General features: G+C 32.6%; 13 protein-coding genes. 2 read left to right on the top strand and 11 right to left on the bottom strand.

Going from position 1 to position 18,339, the window contains the following annotated elements; translation table 11 throughout:
• Positions 1–30 precede the first annotated feature (30 nt).
• Entirely contained in the window at positions 31–4,776 is a 4,746-nt protein-coding gene (locus tag SJY27_RS16025; protein WP_397445878.1) for an Ig-like domain-containing protein, read from the top strand.
• 56 nt (positions 4,777–4,832) lie between these two features.
• Positions 4,833–5,297: a hypothetical protein gene (locus tag SJY27_RS16020; RefSeq protein ID WP_397445877.1), complete on the top strand. Its 465-nt coding sequence runs from the start codon at positions 4,833–4,835 to the stop codon at positions 5,295–5,297.
• A 19-nt stretch (positions 5,298–5,316) separates the two neighbouring features.
• Here SJY27_RS16020 and SJY27_RS16015 read toward each other — a convergent pair whose 3' ends face one another.
• From SJY27_RS16015 to SJY27_RS15965, 11 genes are all read right to left on the bottom strand, one after another.
• Positions 5,317–6,651 carry a deoxyguanosinetriphosphate triphosphohydrolase gene (locus SJY27_RS16015; protein WP_397445876.1) on the bottom strand — a complete coding sequence of 445 codons (1,335 nt, stop codon included), beginning with the start codon at positions 6,649–6,651 and terminating at the stop codon, positions 5,317–5,319.
• Between the two features lie 158 nt (positions 6,652–6,809).
• Positions 6,810–7,865 (bottom strand): 3-isopropylmalate dehydrogenase, encoded by a 1,056-nt coding sequence (leuB, locus tag SJY27_RS16010; protein WP_397445875.1) that lies wholly within the window; start codon positions 7,863–7,865, stop codon positions 6,810–6,812.
• A gap of 110 nt (positions 7,866–7,975) precedes the next feature.
• A complete protein-coding gene (locus SJY27_RS16005; RefSeq protein WP_397445874.1) occupies positions 7,976–9,496 on the bottom strand; it encodes an alpha-isopropylmalate synthase regulatory domain-containing protein in 1,521 nt (506 codons plus the stop codon).
• Between the two features lie 109 nt (positions 9,497–9,605).
• Positions 9,606–10,205: a 3-isopropylmalate dehydratase small subunit gene (gene leuD / locus SJY27_RS16000; RefSeq protein WP_397445873.1), complete on the bottom strand. Its 600-nt coding sequence runs from the start codon at positions 10,203–10,205 to the stop codon at positions 9,606–9,608.
• A 91-nt stretch (positions 10,206–10,296) separates the two neighbouring features.
• Entirely contained in the window at positions 10,297–11,694 is a 1,398-nt protein-coding gene (gene leuC / locus SJY27_RS15995; protein WP_397445872.1) for a 3-isopropylmalate dehydratase large subunit, read from the bottom strand.
• A gap of 799 nt (positions 11,695–12,493) precedes the next feature.
• Entirely contained in the window at positions 12,494–13,465 is a 972-nt protein-coding gene (locus tag SJY27_RS15990) for an IS110 family transposase (protein WP_397445871.1), read from the bottom strand.
• 330 nt (positions 13,466–13,795) lie between these two features.
• Complete coding sequence (locus SJY27_RS15985) at positions 13,796–14,596, bottom strand: SHOCT domain-containing protein (protein WP_397445870.1); 801 nt, start codon at positions 14,594–14,596, stop codon at positions 13,796–13,798.
• 378 nt (positions 14,597–14,974) lie between these two features.
• Complete coding sequence (locus SJY27_RS15980; RefSeq protein WP_397445869.1) at positions 14,975–15,226, bottom strand: hypothetical protein; 252 nt, start codon at positions 15,224–15,226, stop codon at positions 14,975–14,977.
• A gap of 414 nt (positions 15,227–15,640) precedes the next feature.
• On the bottom strand, positions 15,641–17,332 hold the full coding sequence (gene ettA, locus SJY27_RS15975) for an energy-dependent translational throttle protein EttA (RefSeq protein WP_397445868.1): 1,692 nt from the start codon (positions 17,330–17,332) through the stop codon (positions 15,641–15,643).
• Positions 17,333–17,388: 56 nt separating this feature from the next.
• Positions 17,389–17,571: a CAL67264 family membrane protein gene (locus SJY27_RS15970; RefSeq protein WP_397445867.1), complete on the bottom strand. Its 183-nt coding sequence runs from the start codon at positions 17,569–17,571 to the stop codon at positions 17,389–17,391.
• Positions 17,572–17,684: 113 nt separating this feature from the next.
• Positions 17,685–18,299, bottom strand: coding sequence for a hypothetical protein (locus SJY27_RS15965; RefSeq protein WP_397445866.1), 615 nt, complete (start codon positions 18,297–18,299; stop codon positions 17,685–17,687).
• Positions 18,300–18,339 lie beyond the last annotated feature (40 nt).

Below are 18,339 nucleotides of genomic sequence, written 5' to 3'. Positions count from 1 at the left end.
AACTTGGCTAATTATAAAACTAATTTTAATATGAAAAAAAACTTACCCTTCAAAAAAATTGCTATTACTACTTTACTTTTTTGTTCCATTTATTTTGGTTTTCGGCATAATGAAGATTCAAATAAAACGGATTATGTTGTAAAAGAAAAGCGAGAAAAATTTAACAAGTTCCTAGATGAACATCCATATAATAATAGGAATATTGATGTTGACAACTATAGAAAAATACCAAAAAAAGATAGACCAGATTTAGCTGCTGAGCAAAACTATTTTATGATGGTAGACCCTAATACGCTAACTGTACCTTATGAGGAAGTAGCAAAAGGGTTTGAATTAATACATGATAGGTTTCAAGAAATTAAACAATACAAAAGCACCATTCAAAGCAATGGCAATTCCATTCTTAATAATAACACTGGTTTTTTTGAAGTGAATGATAATAGCATTCCTTCTGATGCGATTATAGTGAATGGAGAACCAGTTGTTTGGAAAGAAATTGGCCCCGACAATGTTGGTGGTAGAACAAGAGCAATACTTTGGGACCCTAATGACCCAACCAATAGAAGGGTTTTTGCTGCTGGTGTTACTGGTGGTATTTGGGTAAATGATAATGTTTTAGACCCTAATTCTTCTTGGAGAGCTGTTAATGATATGTTAGCTACTTTATCTATTACACATTTAGTTGCAGACCCAAATAACACTCAAACTTTATATGCAGGTACAGGTGAAGGCTGGTTTGGTGGCGGATCTGTAAGGGGTATAGGTATCTTTAAGTCTACAGACGCTGGTAAAACTTGGAGTTTATTATCTAGTACTTCTGGATCAGAATTTGCTTATATACAAAAAATTCAAATTACTGCTTCTGGAACTATTTTAGCGGCTACAAGAGCAGTAAATGGCACTGATGGAGGAATTTTTAGATCAACTGATGATGGGGTTTCTTTTACTAGAGTTTTAGATACTAGAGGTGTAGATATTGAAATTGCAGCAAATGGAGACATCTATGCGTCTAGAGGTATTTTTACTGCAGGAAGTGTTTTTAAATCTACAGATGATGGGGTTAACTGGGCAGATGTTACACCTCCTGGAGGAGTAAACCCTGGAAGAATAGAAATGGCCACAGCACCAACAGACGCAAATATTATCTATGCAATTGCATCTAACACCAACGCAGTTTTTGCAGGTAGTGATAACGATACAGATTGGGTACAAAAATCTACAGATGGTGGGGCTACATGGACTAACTTATCCATTCCTGTAATGAACCAATTTTGCGGTACCACGCAACAACATTTAACGAGAGGTCAATCTTGGTATGATTTAATCTTAGCTGTAAGCCCAACGAATCCTGATGTAGTGGTTATTGGTGGTGTAGATATGGCAAGAAGTGAAGATGGTGGTCAAACATGGTCTCAAATTTCAAGATGGTCTAATGAAAACAATCCTTGTGATGGTATTGCATATGTTCATGCAGACATACATAATATTGTTTTTAGACCCAATCACCCATCAGAAGCCCTTATAGGTAGTGATGGTGGGCTTGATTACTCACCAAATCTTGGTATTGCTCCTAGCCCTACATTTGCTGCTAGAGATAAAAACTTTACCACAACTCAATTTTACGCTGTAGCAACAGATAATATAGCCAACTCAAATTATTATATTGGTGGTACCCAAGATAATGGAACCCAACAACTAACCAGTGAACTTGGTTTTTCTTCTGTTGAAGTTTGGGGTGGAGATGGTGCATTTGCTCATGTAGATCAATTAGACAGAAACTTTCAATTGGTTGCTTCTCAAAATGGTAGATCAGCTCATTCTTCTAATGGTGGTATTTCTTTTTCTAATTTAACAACTTTAGGAACTGGTAATTTTATCAATCAAAGTGATTATGATAACACTAGTGGTATTTTATACAGCACTGCTGATAATGATGAGATTGCCTTAATTAGAGATTTAAAAACAGATAGCCCAAGCGAAGAAGTTGCAACAAGTATTAATTTAGGAGGGAGACAAACCTCAACAATAAGAGCGAATACCAATGTTGCCAACCGTTTGTTTGTGGGTACTGAAGGGGGTATAATTTATAAAATTGACGATGCAAATTTAGATACACCCGTAATTACAGACATCACTGGTAACATTACATCAGTAGGTAATGTTTCTTCTATTGATGTAGGTTCTAGTGATATGGAACTTATTGCTACGTACTCTAATTTTGGTATTACATCAGTTTGGTATTCTATAGATGGTGGTACAACCTGGATTAATAAAGATGAAGCAGAGCACGGATTACCAAATATACCTATAAGATGGGCTCTTTTTAACCCTAACAATACAAATCAAGTTTTATTAGCTACTGAGTTAGGTGTTTGGTCTACAAATGATATTACAGCTATCAACCCAAATTGGGAACCTAGCAATGAGGGTTTAGCTAATGTTAGATGTGATATGATACAATATAGAGAAGTAGATGGAATGATTGTTGTTGCCACGCATGGTAGAGGGTTTTATACTTCAAATATATTCACAGAAAATAATGATACAGATGCTCCAGTAATTACAGCTTTAAATCCAACTGACGATGAAACTGCTGCTACGCCTTTAGATGCCAATTTAGAAGTTCAATTTAATGAAGCTATAAATATCGGCACTGGAAATATTGGTCTTTATTTAACTAACGACGATTCTTTGGTAGAGAACATTTCGGTTACTAGCAGTCAAGTAAGCATTTCTGGTTCTAGAGCTATCATAAATCCTACAAGTGATTTAACTGCTTTAACTGCCTATTACATCACCATTGATGCTGGTACTTTTAAAGATAATTTTGATAACGATTTTGCTGGAATTTCAGAAAGTAGCACTTGGAATTTTACAACTTTTGATGGTGATATACCACCAGTGGTAAATGTTCCTATCGCAGATATCTCTGTTAATGAAAATTCCGACGATATCAATATAAACTTATCAGATGTATTTAATGATATTGATAATGATAATAGCAACATTACCTATACTATATTCAATAATAGTAATAACGCACTTGTAAACACCAATTTAACAGAAAGTGATTTAACACTATCTTTTATTGCCAATAAAATTGGTGCTTCTCAAATTACAATAAGAGCAACATCAAATGGTAAAACAGTAGATGATACATTTAATGTAACTTCTAACAGTACCGCAATTTCTCTTTTTAATCAACCAGGACCTCCTAATGGATCTGGTAGATTAGAGGGTGTTTACAACAATACAACCAATCAAAATGTAGAAGATTTTATTGTACCTGGTGGACAAAACTGGGATATCTCAACAGTAACTTCTTTTGGGTTTTCATTAGGTGAAGCTGTTTTAAACTTACAAAATGTAAGTATTACAATATATGATGATAATGAAGGTGCACCTGGTTCTATTGTAGAACAACAAACTATTTTAAATAACCAAGGTCAAATTATTGGAGGCACACAAAACAGTCCTTCGTTAACGGTTAGACTAAATTCTACAATTAATTTAACTTCTGGCAACTACTGGTTTAGTATTTTACCAACTTTTGATGTAAGTGCAGGTACAGATAGTTCAACAGCTCTTTTTGCTTGGTATACAAGTGCTAATGATGGAAACAGTTATGCTGGCAATGGTTCTGGCACATTTACTTCTCAAGGATTCGAATTACTTTTCTCAATAGATGGGGTAGCTACTATTACAGACGAAACACCAACAGTAGCAAATCCTATTGATGACATAGCGCTTTTAAGTATTCCTGACCCAAATCCTATGGTAATCGATTTAACAAATACATTTACAGATGCAGATAATGATGATGATCTTATTACTTTAGAAGTTACTGACAATACAAACACTTCTTTTGTTACAGCATCAATTTCTGGAAAAGAGTTATCCTTAAATTACTCTGGAGGTTTTGATATGGCGCAAATTACTATAAAAGCGACTTCAAATGGGCTTAGTGTAGAAGATTCTTTTATCGTTTCTTTACCTCTTTATGGACAAACAGGTATTGTAGAAGGTTCTAGTTCATCACAAATTTTTCCAGATTTTACAGATCAAACCATACAAACCGCAGATAATTTCGAAATCCCTGTTGGGGAAACTTGGGATATATCTAGTGTAAGTGTTGAAGGATCTATTAGTAGTGGTGCTCCTGAATTAGCCGTTTTTACAATACATGAAGATGATAATGGTTTACCTGGAAACGAAATTTTTAATTCGGGTGATTTAAATGTAGTACCTACCAATGATAGTTCAGATTTTATCATTACCACAGACACACCTGCTAGTTTATCTTCAGGAATTTACTGGATATCTGTAAGAACCAATCAAGCATTTAATCCAGGTGGTAATCAGTGGTTTTGGTTCTTTACTACACCAGCTGTAAATGGAGATTATATGAGACAATCACCAACAGGATTAGCAAGTACTGCTACTACTTGGACAGACAGTGGCAATAATGGTGCATTAATTTTTAGTTTATTTGGTAGTAGCGAACCTACGCTTAGTACAGCTGATTTTAATGAAAATGAATTAAGACTTCTTGCCAACCCAACAAATGGTGTATTTGAAGTACAAATGGGGGCTACTTTTTCTTCTAACTTAAAAGTTGCTATATATGATTTGGCAGGTAGAACTGTTAAAAAACAATCTGTAGAGGTTAACCAACAAAATTTTACTGTAGATTTAACTAAAGAAGCTAATGGTATTTATATCATGAAAATCTTAAATGAAGGTAAAACAAAAATGTTTAAAATTATTAAAGAATAAATGTTAAACTTAAACACGGGTAGCTAATCTTACCCGTGTTTAATTTATAAAATACTATGAAAAATATCTCATTTTTAGTACTACTATTATTATTTAACTGTAAAATTCATAAGGAGATCAAAAAAAACGAACCTGCTCAAAATAAAGATTGGACTGTACACTCCGAAAAAGATTTTACGACTTTAAATACAGTTGACATTAAAATCTTAAATAACACGAAGCATAATTTAATGATTTTTGATCCTTTTTTGAAAAAAATTGAAAAATTTGATGGCGAAAATTGGACTAAAATCGATGTGCCCTATTGTCCTTGTGGAGGTTGCCCACCACCACCAGCAGTTTTATCAATCTCTGCGAATCAGCAACATATTTTTAATTGGGATAAAAACATAACAAATTGTAAAAATGGAAGAAAAACAACCCAAAGAATGCAATCTGGATCTTATAGAGTTATTTTTAATTATGGTACCTCAGAAAATGTAAAATCTTACCAACAATTGGTTGTAGAATTTAAAATATAAACAATGTTTTGTAAAAGTTCTAAATCATATTTCCTGTTAATTTTTTATGCATTCTAATAGCATACCCATCAGACATTCTAGAAACATAACTACACACCTGCATAATTCTTTGATATAAATTATCTGTTTCACTTTGATATTCTTTTGGTAATAAATTTAGCACCAACTTATCAAAATTAGACTGTGTGTTGGTAAAACTATTATTCAAAGCATTTACAAACACATCTAACAAATCTGCAATAATTCTATAGCCTGCCACTTCTTTTTCAATAACCTCTGTGCTGTTGTAAATCTTTGCTCTACTAATGGCTATAATGTCATTAATTTGCGCTTCGTATTTACATTTTTCTAATAACGATTTTTCAAAACTACCCTCTAAAATGGCCTTTTCGTTATTTAAAAACAGGGCAACTGCTTCATCTATTAGCGCACTTATAGCAATTGCTCTTAAATATGCAGTTCTATCTTTAGTATGCTGCAATTCGTAATATTTTTCTCTATTGATATTTTTTATCAACTTTGATAAATATTCTAGAGCATAATCTTCATCAATTAACCCCAAATTGATACCATCTTCAAAGTCGATAATAGTATAACAAATATCATCTGCAGCCTCTACCAAATACGCTAAAGGATGCCTATAAAAAGCGATGTTTTCAGAAGATTTAGACACCATTCCTAACTCTTGAACGACATCTAAAAACTCTAATTTTTCAGACTGAAAGAAACCATATTTTTTATCGGAAATGTGTGCTGTTGGTTTTTTAGGTAAACTCTCTTTTGGATATTTTAAAAACGCACCTAAAGTAGCATAACTCAACCGTAAACCACCTGAAATTCCCACTCTACTTTCGGTTAATATTTTAAAACCATTTGCATTCCCTTCAAAATCAACCAAATCTTGGTATTCTTTTTCAGACAATTGATTTTTATATGGCAATCCTTTACCTGTTTTAAAGTATTCGCCAATAGCTTTTTCTCCTGAATGTCCAAAAGGCGGATTTCCAATATCATGCGTTACGGATGCTGCAGCCACAATTGCTCCAAAATCATTAAAAGTGTAACCTAATTTCACCAAATCTGGATGACGTTCTAACAACACTTTGCCTACTCTTCTACCCAGGGTTCTACCCACTACAGACACTTCTAAACTGTGTGTTAAACGCGTATGTACAAAATCGGTTTCTGATAACGGAATTACCTGTGTTTTATCTTGTAAACTTCTAAATGCTGATGAAAATATAATTCTATCAAAATCTACTTCAAAGCCCAAACGTGTTTCGTCTTGTGCTATTCTTGGTCTTTTTTCGGTATCTCCAAAGCGTTTTAAAGAAAGTAGTTGTTCCCAGTTCATTATTTGCTGATTTTAAATATCCCTGCGATTTTAAAAAAAAACTTAAAATCACAAAGTTCGAAAATACAAAAAAGGCAGTGATAAAAAATCACTGCCTTCCAATTATTAATTTTATAATGCTATTTTAATCGCTTATCTGCGCAAAAAAAATCGTTTCATTAAATATTCTCTGCTAACCAATCACCCACTTCTTTTGTTCCGTAAGCTTTTCCTCCATCAGCTAAATCTTCGGTAACTACACCTTCGTTTAACGCTTTATTTACAGCATCACGAATGGCTTTTCCTTCTTCTTGTAATCCAAAATTTTCGAACATCATTGCTGCAGATAACACTGTAGCCATTGGATTTGCAATATTCAATCCAGTTGCTTGAGGATATGAACCGTGAATTGGCTCAAACAAACCAATTTCAGCACCTAAAGATGCACTTGGCATTAAGCCCATAGAACCAGAAATTACAGACGCTTCATCAGTTAAAATATCACCAAACAAGTTTTCGGTGATTAAAACATCATAACTATTTGGCCATTGTACCAAACGCATAGCAACTGCATCTACAAACTCATAAGCAACCTCAACTTCTGGATAATCCTTTTCCATTGCTTGCACAGTCTCTCTCCATAAACGAGATGTTTCTAAAACATTGGCTTTATCAACACAACATAATTTTTTACCACGAGTCATTGCCAACTCAAAACCTTTTTTTGCTAATCTTTGAACCTCAGCTCTTGTATATACACAATTGTCAAAAGCAGTTTCTCCTTCTTCTCTTCTACCTTTTTCACCAAAGTAAATCCCTCCTGTTAACTCACGTAAAAACACTAAATCTGTACCTTCAATACGTTCTCTTTTTAAAGGTGATTTGTCTAACAAAGATGGAAACGTAAACGTTGGTCTAACATTGGCAAACAACCCTAATTTTTTACGCATTTTTAACAATCCTTGTTCTGGACGAACTTTTGCAGAAGGATCATTATCAAAACGTGGATGCCCAATAGCACCAAATAAAACCGCATCTGAAGAAGCACAAATTTCGTGGGTTTCATCTGGATAAGGTTCTCCAACTGCATCAATTGCAGCAGCACCTGTTAACGCTGGTCTCCAATTAATTTCATGATCGAACTTTTTTGCAATTGCATCAGATACTTTTACTGCCTGGTCTATTACTTCAGGACCAATTCCATCTCCTGCTAATAAGGCTATGTTTAATTTCATATTTTTAAGCTTTTGGCTGTTTGCTATTGGCAATTTGCTCAATAAACAGCTAATAATTTAATTGTTTTTATTTTTAAGCTAATAGCGAAAGGCTAAAAGCAAATAGCGTTCTATATTATATTCAACATTTTTTCTGTGGCTTTAATTGCAGATACTGTTTGATCTGAATCTAAACCGTGTGTTATAAATTCTTTTTCTTCTCTTTGCCAAGTAATAATGGTTTCACACAAAGCATCAGAATTACTGCCTGGAGGAATCCTCACTGCATAATCAATTAACTTTGGTAATTCTTTTTTACTATGGGTTTTGTACAACTTTTTTAAAGCATTCATAAACGCATCAAATTGCCCATCTCCTTGTGCGTGTGCCTCATATTGCACTCCTTCTACTCGTAATTGTAATGTAGTTGATGGTTTCATCCCTTTAGCGTGACCCAAAACATAATTTTCTACAACTACTCGTTTTTCTATGGTATCAGAATCTAAAACGTCAGAAATAATGTAAGGTAAATCTTCTTGAGAAACCACCTCTTTTTTATCTCCTAATTCAATGATTCTTTGAGTAACTTTTTTAAGCTCTTCATCATTCAAACTCAGCCCTAAATCTTGTAAATTCTTTTGAATGTTTGCTTTACCTGAAGTTTTACCCAATGCATATTTACGTTTTCTTCCAAAACGTTCTGGCATTAAATCGTTAAAATACAGGTTGTTTTTATTATCTCCATCAGCATGAATTCCTGCAGTTTGCGTAAAAACATTTGCGCCAACAACAGGTTTATTGACAGGAATTCGAAATCCTGAAAACGTTTCTACTAACTTACTTACCTTATTTAACGCTTTTTCGTTTACGGTGATTTTCACATCACTCAAAAAATCATTAATTACAGCAATTACGCTAGCCATTGGTGCATTTCCTGCACGTTCTCCCATCCCATTTATGGTTAAATGTAAACCATTTATACCCGCTTTTACAGCTTCCATAACATTGGCAACCCCTAAATCGTAATCGTTATGACCGTGAAAATCGATGTGTAGCTTTGGATATTTTTCTCGAACTTCTCCAATAAAATCTGCAGTTTCTATGTGCGTTAAAATACCTAAAGTATCTGGCAATAAAACACGCTCTATATTCTGAGTGATTAAAAAATCAAGATATTCAAAAACATAAGCTTTAGAATTTCGCATTCCATTAGACCAATCTTCTAAATATACATTGGTTTTAATATTGTGTTTAGCAGCTAACTCAATATTTGCTTTGATGTCTGCAAAATGTTGTGCTGGTGTTTTTTTAAGTTGATGTGTTAAGTGATTTAAAGACCCTTTGGTTAATAGATTCTGAACTTTCGCGCCAGCTTCTAGCATCCAATCTATAGATTTTCCACCATCAACAAACGTTAAAACTTCAATTTTTTCTAATTGATGCTGTTCTAAAGCCCAAGACGTAATTTTTTGCACTGCTTCTAACTCTCCTTTAGAAACTCTGGCAGATGCAATTTCAATACGATCTACTTTTAACTCTTCTAAAAGTAATTTCGCAATCGTTAATTTTTCAGAAACTGAAAACGACACGCCTGATGTTTGTTCGCCATCACGCAGTGTCGTATCCATTATTTCAATTTTTCTTTGGGTCATTTAAATCAACTTGAAAAATATAGGTCTTTTATTAATTATAGATTCCTCTGTTTCGCTTTCGCTACAATCGGAATGACAGTAGAATGTCATTTCGACCTTGTGGAGAAATCTAAAATGGTCTTGTTTCAGCAAATGCCGAAATTTCGTTTTCGATGTTTTTTAAATAATCGATATCATCAAAACCATTTAACATATTATCTTTTTTGTAGCTATTGATGTCAAAAGATTCAGATTCTCCAGTTGCAACTAACGTTACTGTTTGATTAGGTAAATCTACTTTTATTTCTGTTTTTGGATCTGCAAAAATTGCATCGAACAATTTATCTGCAAATTCTGGAGAAACTTGCACAGGTAAAACTCCAACATTTAAACAGTTGTTTTTAAAAATATCTGCAAATGCTGATGAAATTACACAACGTAAACCAAAATCGTACACAGACCAAGCTGCGTGCTCTCTAGAAGAACCAGAACCGAAGTTTCTACCTCCTACTAAAATTTTAGAACCTGCATAAATTTCTTTATTTAACGGAAAATCTGGTTTTGGTGTTCCATCTTGTTCAAATCTCCAATCACGGAAAAAATTGATATCAAAATCTTTACGCTCAGTTGCTTTTAAAAAACGAGCAGGAATAATTTGATCTGTATCTACATTTTCGGTTGGTAATGGATATGCTGTACTTGTTAATACATTAAATTTATCGTAAGCCATTTTGTTTTGCTTTATGCTTTAAGCTTTATGCTTTAAGCAATTTTTTGATTCTTAATAAGCTTTAAGGCATAAAGCCTATAGCTTATAGCTATTATACTAATAATGTTCTTGGATCTGTAACTTTACCTTCTACTGCAGATGCTGCTGCTACTAAAGGAGAAGCTAATAATGTTCTAGAACCTGGTCCTTGACGTCCTTCAAAGTTTCTGTTTGATGTAGAAACTGATAATTTTCCTGATGGGATTTTATCATCGTTCATAGCCAAACAAGCAGAACAACCTGGTTCTCTTAACACAAAACCTGCCTCATCAATAATTTTATCTAAACCTTCTGCTTTAATTTGATCTACCACTTTATGAGATCCTGGAACTAACCAAGCAGTAACATTGTCTGCTTTTTTACGTCCTTTAACAATAGAACAAAATGCTCTAAAATCTTCAATTCTCCCATTAGTACAAGAACCTAAAAATACAAAGTCGATTTCTTTACCAATCATTGCTTCGCCTTCGTTAAAAGACATATAACCTAAAGATTTTTTGTAGGTTTCTACACCACCTTCTACAGTTTCTGCATTAGGTATTGATTTTGTAACGCCAATTCCCATTCCTGGATTTGTACCATAAGTAATCATTGGCTCAATGTCTGAAGCTTCGTAATTGAATTCTACATCAAACTCAGCTCCTTCATCAGTATATAAAGTTTCCCAATATTTCATGGCTTTGTCCCAATCTTCTCCTTTCGGAGTTTGAGAACGTCCTTTAATATATTCGAAAGTTTTAGCATCAGGTGCAATCATTCCTCCACGTGCTCCCATCTCAATAGATAAGTTACACACAGTCATACGTCCTTCCATAGTCATGTCTTCGAAAACATCACCTGCATATTCTACAAAATAACCAGTAGCTCCAGAAGTTGTTTGCTTAGAAATGATGTATAAAGCAACATCTTTAGGAGTTACCCCTAAACCTAATTTACCATTTACGTTAATACGCATTTTTTTAGGTTTTGGCTGCATAATACATTGTGTAGACAATACCATTTCTACCTCAGATGTACCAATACCAAAGGCAATAGCACCAAAAGCGCCATGTGTAGATGTATGCGAATCTCCACAAACAATGGTTGCTCCAGGTAAGGTAATTCCGTTTTCAGGCCCTACAACGTGTACAATTCCGTTATTTACATCACCTAAACCCCAGTGAGAAATACCATATTTTGCAGCATTGTTTTCTAAGGCATTTAACTGATTTGCAGATAAAGGATCTGCCACAGGTAAATGTTGATTTATAGTTGGTGTATTATGATCTGCAGTTGCAAATGTGCGTTCTGGATATACTACACTGTTTCCTCTACTTTCTAATCCTAAAAAAGCTACAGGACTTGTAACTTCGTGGATAAAATGACGATCTATAAAAAACACATCTGGTCCGTCTTTAACTTGACGAACAACGTGCGAATCCCATACTTTGTCAAATAATGTTTTTGCCATTTTTCTTAATATTTATGAATATAAAAGATATCAGCTACCAAAAGTAGACTTTATTAGCGTTTTATAAAATACACTAAGCTCTACTTAATGATATTCAACTGTTAAACAATAGTTTACTACACTGATTACCATGTTTTTATATGGATTTAAAATACGATGTCTATTCAAATAAAGTTTGTTAATAACTTTATACTTAGCAGAAATTCTACTCTTTTTTCAGATGATTTTTCAACAATTTTTAACCGTCTTTAAACTATTGATTATCAATATATTGAAAACCTTTAAATTACACCCTGATGCAATTCGTATCCGAACCTGATGGAATACAAGTTGCATCAGGACGCGATAAAAGATGGAACCTGATGCAATATCGCTTTTACCATTATTGTCCTAAATTTATAAACGATTTTTTTTCTTTTTTTCTGTTGATAAGTTGGAATAAGTGTTGGGATTGGGTAAAAGTTGAAAAGTGATTTTTATGTATCTTTAGATATCATATTATGCTATTAAAAATATGATATAATTTGAAAAAGAATATGATTAATAACTCAATTGAAAATTTACTTCATACTTATACAAAACGAATTGATTATGATGGAATGTCAAATAAGAATGATTTAAGTTACTTTGAGATTTCTCCACAAGGCCGAAATGACAACAAAACACAATTAAAAAGCGAAATGTCTTTTCGAGTGTAATGCAATGAAATCGAGAAATCTGCAATAAACTTACTTTGAGATTTCTCCACAAGGTCGAAATGATCTGTGTTAAAAAACTAATATTTATTGTTAATTTTTTTTTATTTGGCACAATATAAACTTTGATGATTTTCATTGTAATATTGTTCGTTTTTTGCGACAGCAAAGATTTGTTTTATTAATTTATTTGCTATTGCAATTTTAATAACTCTCTCAGGTTTTCCTTTTTCTTTTAGTCTGTTATACATTTCTATGCATGTTTTATTTACTTTTTTTGCAGACCAAGAACACAAGTATAATAACTTTCTAATTTGTGGCTTTCCCATTTTACAAATATGTCCCTTTCCTTTTACACTTGTTCCTGATTGGTATAATCTTGGGCTAAAACCTACAAAAGCTGTGAGTTGTTTGTAGTTCTCAAATTTTGTAAAGTTATCAGTAATAACACTCATCATAATTGCTGTTTTTATACCAACTCCAGGAATAGTTCTCAACCTTTGAATAGTATCTTTATAGGCTAATTGGCCTAACTTTTCTATTTGTTTTTCAAATTTGATGATCCGTCTGGCTAATAATAAAAGTAATTGTTTTAATTCTTTTTTTAAGTTATTACTTAATAGTCCAGTTACTTCAAAAGACTCTAATTGCCTTTTTGTTTGATGTTTTTGTTTCTTTAATAATTCTAAAGCAGTATAAAGTTGTTTAATTTCTATACAATGATTACTTTCTGGATACCACCTTTTTAATTCATACTGAGCACCATATTCTGCAATTGTTTTTGCATCTTTCTTATCTGTTTTAGCTCTATATAATCTTGTTTGGCTATAACGTCTAATAATTAAAGGGTTTAAAACACATACCTTATAATTACCTAAATTTAAAAAAGTTGCTAATTGTACATAATAAGGTCCACTAGCCTCCATTACAATCCAATCAGCTGAGTTTATTAATTTTTTGAACTGCTCAAAACCTTTACTTTGGTTTTTAAATACTTTGTGTTGCCACTTATCTTTTTCTAAATAAGATACATCAAAGGTATTTTTACTAATATCAATTCCTATAATTTTACTCATATAAAATGTTTTTATAGAAAAATTACTACATTTACTTATCAATCCTAAATACAGACTTGAAGGTCTAATGATCTGTTCAAGTTTAATGTAGTAAAGGGTAAAGTGATTAGCATTGCGAACGGTCTTTTATGACAAATGACAGACTATAATCTTGTCCTTTACCCTATTACTTTTCTTGTTAAATATTAAAGCTAAATTTAAGCTTTTTATCAAACAGATAACTATATATTACAAACATAGGATGACAAGGAAACGCAATTAATAATCCACAAAAAAACGGCAAACACATCATTTAGAATATGTTTGCCGTTTATAAATTAAAGCCCGAATTTATAATCTGCTTAATAAATCTGCTTTTTTATTTTCAAACTCTTGTTCTGTTAAAATACCTTTATCTTTTAAACCTGCCATTTTTTCTATTTTCATAAAAATATCTTCCTCAACAACGTTGGTTGTATTGCTATTTTGCCCAACATTTTCAATCGGTTCTTGAAAATTTTGCTGTGGTTGTTGCTGTACTACAGTACTGTTGTTTTGTATTGGTTGTGATCTATTTTCACCTCCAGAAACAATGGGCAACTGATTCAAATCTACAGTACCATATTGACTTGTAAACGAAACTGAATACGAACCTCCTTGTTGTTGACCTGTGCCACCAATTTGATGATCTAACGTATCAAAAATAGTTACTTTTCCGTTTTCTTGAATCGCTAAACGATTGATCTGCGAAAAAATAGCATAACTGGTATTATTCTGACTTCCTGTGGAGTTTGGAAAACCCAAATCTCCCCACCAATTCCCAGCATTACCAAACAACGATCCGTTTTGATTTTCCGGTTTTGGTAATGGTTTGTATTGTATGCCACCTTGATTGATTAAGTTAGACAATTCATAACATAAACCATCTACAGTAGCTTTTAAACCATTGTTAAACATATCTCCTACCATTGTCATTCCACCTAACATCCACTGGCCTCCACCACCTAATTCTTGAATATTAAATTGTGCCATGGTTCCTCCACTTCGCATTAAAGCTTGGGTTAAATCTGTAACTGCATTTACGCTAATTCCATATCTATTTGCTACATTACTCATATTCTGAAAACTAGCATCTGTAAATAGTGTATTCATTTTTCTTTTATCTTTTTTATTATAAAATTTTTAATTCAAAAATTTTGCACAAAGATACTCTTTAACCTTACGAATAAGTGACTTTTGGGTAGATGTTTAGCATTAAAACAAATAGTTTAACATTAGGTAGTTTCTATTTCCTTTTTTGTAAAAAAAGCGCCCTAAACAAAGTCAATATCTTATTTTTTGGCACTTTTTTTGTTTCTTCTTAAAAGATTTTAAGACACTGTAAATTTCTAAATGACTTAAATGTAGAAAAGATGGTTTGTAAAGACTTTTGATTTTTATTTTTAAAGATATGATGTAGGATTTGTCTCATATTTATCAGAAAATATATATTTGTTTTTAAGATGAATTGCGACCCGAAAACCCTAATGTCTATGAACTCCTAAACTTTTCTTTTGTAATTTCATCAACACGTATAGGAGCATCTTCATAAAAATGCTCAAACGTTTTGTTTGTGGTGTACTTATCTCTCAAAACCTTGTACACCATGATTAATACAAAAAACTGACCTAGGACTGTTAAATAAAATACCCAGCTAAAAGAATAATTTAATGCGCTTAGAATGGTTACAAAAAACAAGATAAATGTTGTAATGGCAATGTATACGAATGGAGATGCTTTCATGTTTATTATTTTTTGTTTAAAAATAATAAATATTAGTTAAACAAAATAAATTTTAACTATTTATAACATTTTTTAGTAGGTTGCTAACCATTATAGACTTGACAACAAAATGAAAGCCTGAAAAATAGATTAAGAAGTCATTTTAAGCAAAGTCTAAAAATCTACCTATTTTACCATAAATAAGATTTCTAAATTACAGTTAAAAAAACAAATTTTAATATTTTTCAAACAGCCCTTTTCTGTTTTAAAAACAGGGTTTTTCCTCTATACTACTATTTATCAAATCATTACCTTTGAACATCCACTTATAGTTGTAGATTCCCCCAACTTTTAATTATTTGAATATTTAAAACCTTCGTTCTTTAAAAAAAGAATGAAGGTTTTATTATATAAAATAGGCATAAATTGGTTGGTTTATCGAATCAATTTTTTGTATTTGATACGTTTTGGCATTAAATCGCCACCCAAACGTTTCTTTTTATTCTCTTCATAATCAGAGAAAGAACCTTCAAAGAAATACACTTGGCTATCGCCTTCAAACGCTAAAATATGTGTACAAACCCTATCTAAAAACCATCTATCGTGAGAAATTACGACAGCACATCCTGCAAAATTTTCCAGTCCTTCTTCTAAAGCTCTTAGGGTATTTACATCTAAATCGTTAGTGGGTTCATCTAAAAGTAAAACATTACCTTCTTCTTTTAGCGTCATTGCCAAATGCAATCTGTTTCTCTCTCCACCAGAAAGTGTAGCCACTTTTTTATTTTGCTCACTACCAGAAAAATTAAATCGACTTAAATACGCTCTAGAGTTTACTTGTCTGCCTCCCATCATTACCAAATCTTGTCCATCAGAAAAGTTTTCCCAAATGGTTTTATCTGGATTTATATCTGAGTGTGCTTGATCTACATACGCCAATTTAGCAGTTTCACCTACTTTAAAACTTCCTTTATCAGGTGTTTCTTCGCCCATTATCATTCTAAAAATAGTTGTTTTTCCTGCCCCATTTGGCCCAATAATTCCCACGATTCCTGCTTGTGGTAAATTAAAAGCTAACTCTTCATACAATAATTTATCTCCATAGGCTTTGGCAACGCCTGTGGCCTCAATAACATTGGTTCCTAAACGTGGGCCATTAGGAATGTAGATTTCTAATTTTTCGTCAACTTGCTTTTGATCTTGGCTCATTAACTTTTCGTAATTCTTTAAACGTGCTTTTTGCTTTGTTTGACGCCCTTTTGCACCTTGACGCACCCAATCTAACTCGCGTTCTAATGTTTTTTGACGTTTAGAAGCTGTTTTGCTTTCTTGTGCTAAACGTTGTGATTTTTGATCTAACCAAGAAGAGTAATTTCCTTTCCAAGGAATACCTTCTCCTCTATCCAATTCTAAAATCCAACCAGCTACGTTATCTAAGAAATACCTATCATGCGTTACTGCAATTACAGTTCCTTTATACTGTGCTAAATGATGCTCTAACCAATGTACAGATTCTGCATCTAAGTGGTTGGTTGGCTCATCTAACAATAAAATTTCTGGTTCTTGTAGTAATAATCTACACAAAGCCACACGTCTTTTTTCACCACCAGAAAGTACTCCGATTTTTTTATCAGAATCTGGCGTGCGTAAAGCATCCATGGCAATTTCTAGTTTGGTATCTAATTCCCAGGCATTAGCAGCATCAATTTTATCTTGTAAATCGGCTTGTTGGTTCATTAATTTTTCCATCTTATCTGCATCAGAATACACCTCTTCTAAACCAAACATATTATTGATTTTGTTGTATTCATCTAAAATGGCAACCGTTTCTGCAACCCCTTCTTTTACAATTTCTAATACTGTTTTTTCAGGATCTAGCTTTGGCTCTTGCTCTAAATACCCCACTTTATACCCTGGAGAAAAAGTAACATCTCCTTGAAAATTCTTTTCTACACCTGCAATAATTTTTAATAAGGTTGATTTACCAGAGCCGTTTAAACCAAGAATACCGATTTTGGCTCCGTAAAAAAAGCTTAAATAAATGTCTTTTAAAACTTGTTTTCCTGTAGATTGATAGGTTTTAGAAACCTTATTCATCGAAAAGATGACTTTTTTATCGTCACTCATGTATTGTAATCTTTAAAATAATTAAACTGAAAATGCTACTGAAATTGTAGACTTATTTATACTCTTCCTTTTAAGGCATTAAATACCCAAGCAATGCAGAAAAAACCAATACCAACTGTTGCAAATCCCCAACCAGCAACATCTTCGTATCTAGTAGCGCCCATTAAAATTAATATGACTCCCATTGCAATCATTAACATTGTAGCCCACCCAAGAACTGTATTTTTATTCATCGCCATAATCTGTATTGAATTAGTTGAGTTACAAATATCAGAAAAAATAGGGATATTAGCTATACAAAATAGCTAATGATTGTTATTTGAAATTTTTTAGAGGTTAGAAGTTTTAGTATCTAAAACCTTCTTCCTGCACCCTCAAGCCTTCGCGTTCGTTGTTGTAGTGTTCTATTATTATTTTCAGGTCTTTGAGGTGCTAGTTTTTCTTTTTCGCTTTTTTGAAATTTTAACCATTTTTTATTTTGTTTTTCTGACAAAATACTGGCTAAATTTTCATTTAAAACTTCTTCATTTTCATGAACGTTTCTTTTTATAGGTCTTATAATTTCTCGCACTTTTATTCTCAAACTATCTACTTCTCTTGGTTGCTGATTATTACTATTTTGTTGTCTTCCATTTCTATTATTGGCGCTATTAGATTTCATTAAAACATCAATGGTTTTAAAATTATCGGTGTTTAAAAATGCAATTTCTTTGATTTTGAAATTATAATCTCTTAAGATTTTAGTAACTTTATTTTTAAGCTCTTTATCTTTAACCTTTATTTTTTTGATGGCTGTTTTTACATCATAATAAAAAATACCAGCTACGTCACTAGCTTTAAATTCTTTTATTTCTCTAGCCCCAGGTTGCATGTTCTGATTTTGTTGCTGCCCTCTTCCCATTCCACCACCTCTCTGAGCGTAGATACAACTACTTGTAAATAGTACTAGTATTATAATATATTTCATTTTATGTTTATTGAATTGATGTGTTTGTTTAGATGCTATT

The sequence above is a fragment of the Polaribacter sp. R77954 genome (genome assembly GCF_044595335.1).
In the GTDB taxonomy this organism is placed as follows: domain Bacteria; phylum Bacteroidota; class Bacteroidia; order Flavobacteriales; family Flavobacteriaceae; genus Polaribacter.
The sequence above is the reverse complement of the archived record's forward strand: the minus strand, read 5'-3'. Positions and strand labels throughout refer to the sequence as shown.

Coding starts and splice junctions, on each gene's coding strand:
- SJY27_RS16025 (WP_397445878.1), top strand. CDS start 31: ATGAAAAAAAACTTACCCTTCAAAAAAATTGCTATTACTACTTTACTT.
- SJY27_RS16020 (WP_397445877.1), top strand. CDS start 4,833: ATGAAAAATATCTCATTTTTAGTACTACTATTATTATTTAACTGTAAA.
- SJY27_RS16015 (WP_397445876.1), bottom strand. CDS start 6,651: ATGAACTGGGAACAACTACTTTCTTTAAAACGCTTTGGAGATACCGAA.
- leuB (WP_397445875.1), bottom strand. CDS start 7,865: ATGAAATTAAACATAGCCTTATTAGCAGGAGATGGAATTGGTCCTGAA.
- SJY27_RS16005 (WP_397445874.1), bottom strand. CDS start 9,496: ATGACCCAAAGAAAAATTGAAATAATGGATACGACACTGCGTGATGGC.
- leuD (WP_397445873.1), bottom strand. CDS start 10,205: ATGGCTTACGATAAATTTAATGTATTAACAAGTACAGCATATCCATTA.
- leuC (WP_397445872.1), bottom strand. CDS start 11,694: ATGGCAAAAACATTATTTGACAAAGTATGGGATTCGCACGTTGTTCGT.
- SJY27_RS15990 (WP_397445871.1), bottom strand. CDS start 13,465: ATGAGTAAAATTATAGGAATTGATATTAGTAAAAATACCTTTGATGTA.
- SJY27_RS15985 (WP_397445870.1), bottom strand. CDS start 14,596: ATGAATACACTATTTACAGATGCTAGTTTTCAGAATATGAGTAATGTA.
- SJY27_RS15980 (WP_397445869.1), bottom strand. CDS start 15,226: ATGAAAGCATCTCCATTCGTATACATTGCCATTACAACATTTATCTTG.
- ettA (WP_397445868.1), bottom strand. CDS start 17,332: ATGAGTGACGATAAAAAAGTCATCTTTTCGATGAATAAGGTTTCTAAA.
- SJY27_RS15970 (WP_397445867.1), bottom strand. CDS start 17,571: ATGGCGATGAATAAAAATACAGTTCTTGGGTGGGCTACAATGTTAATG.
- SJY27_RS15965 (WP_397445866.1), bottom strand. CDS start 18,299: ATGAAATATATTATAATACTAGTACTATTTACAAGTAGTTGTATCTAC.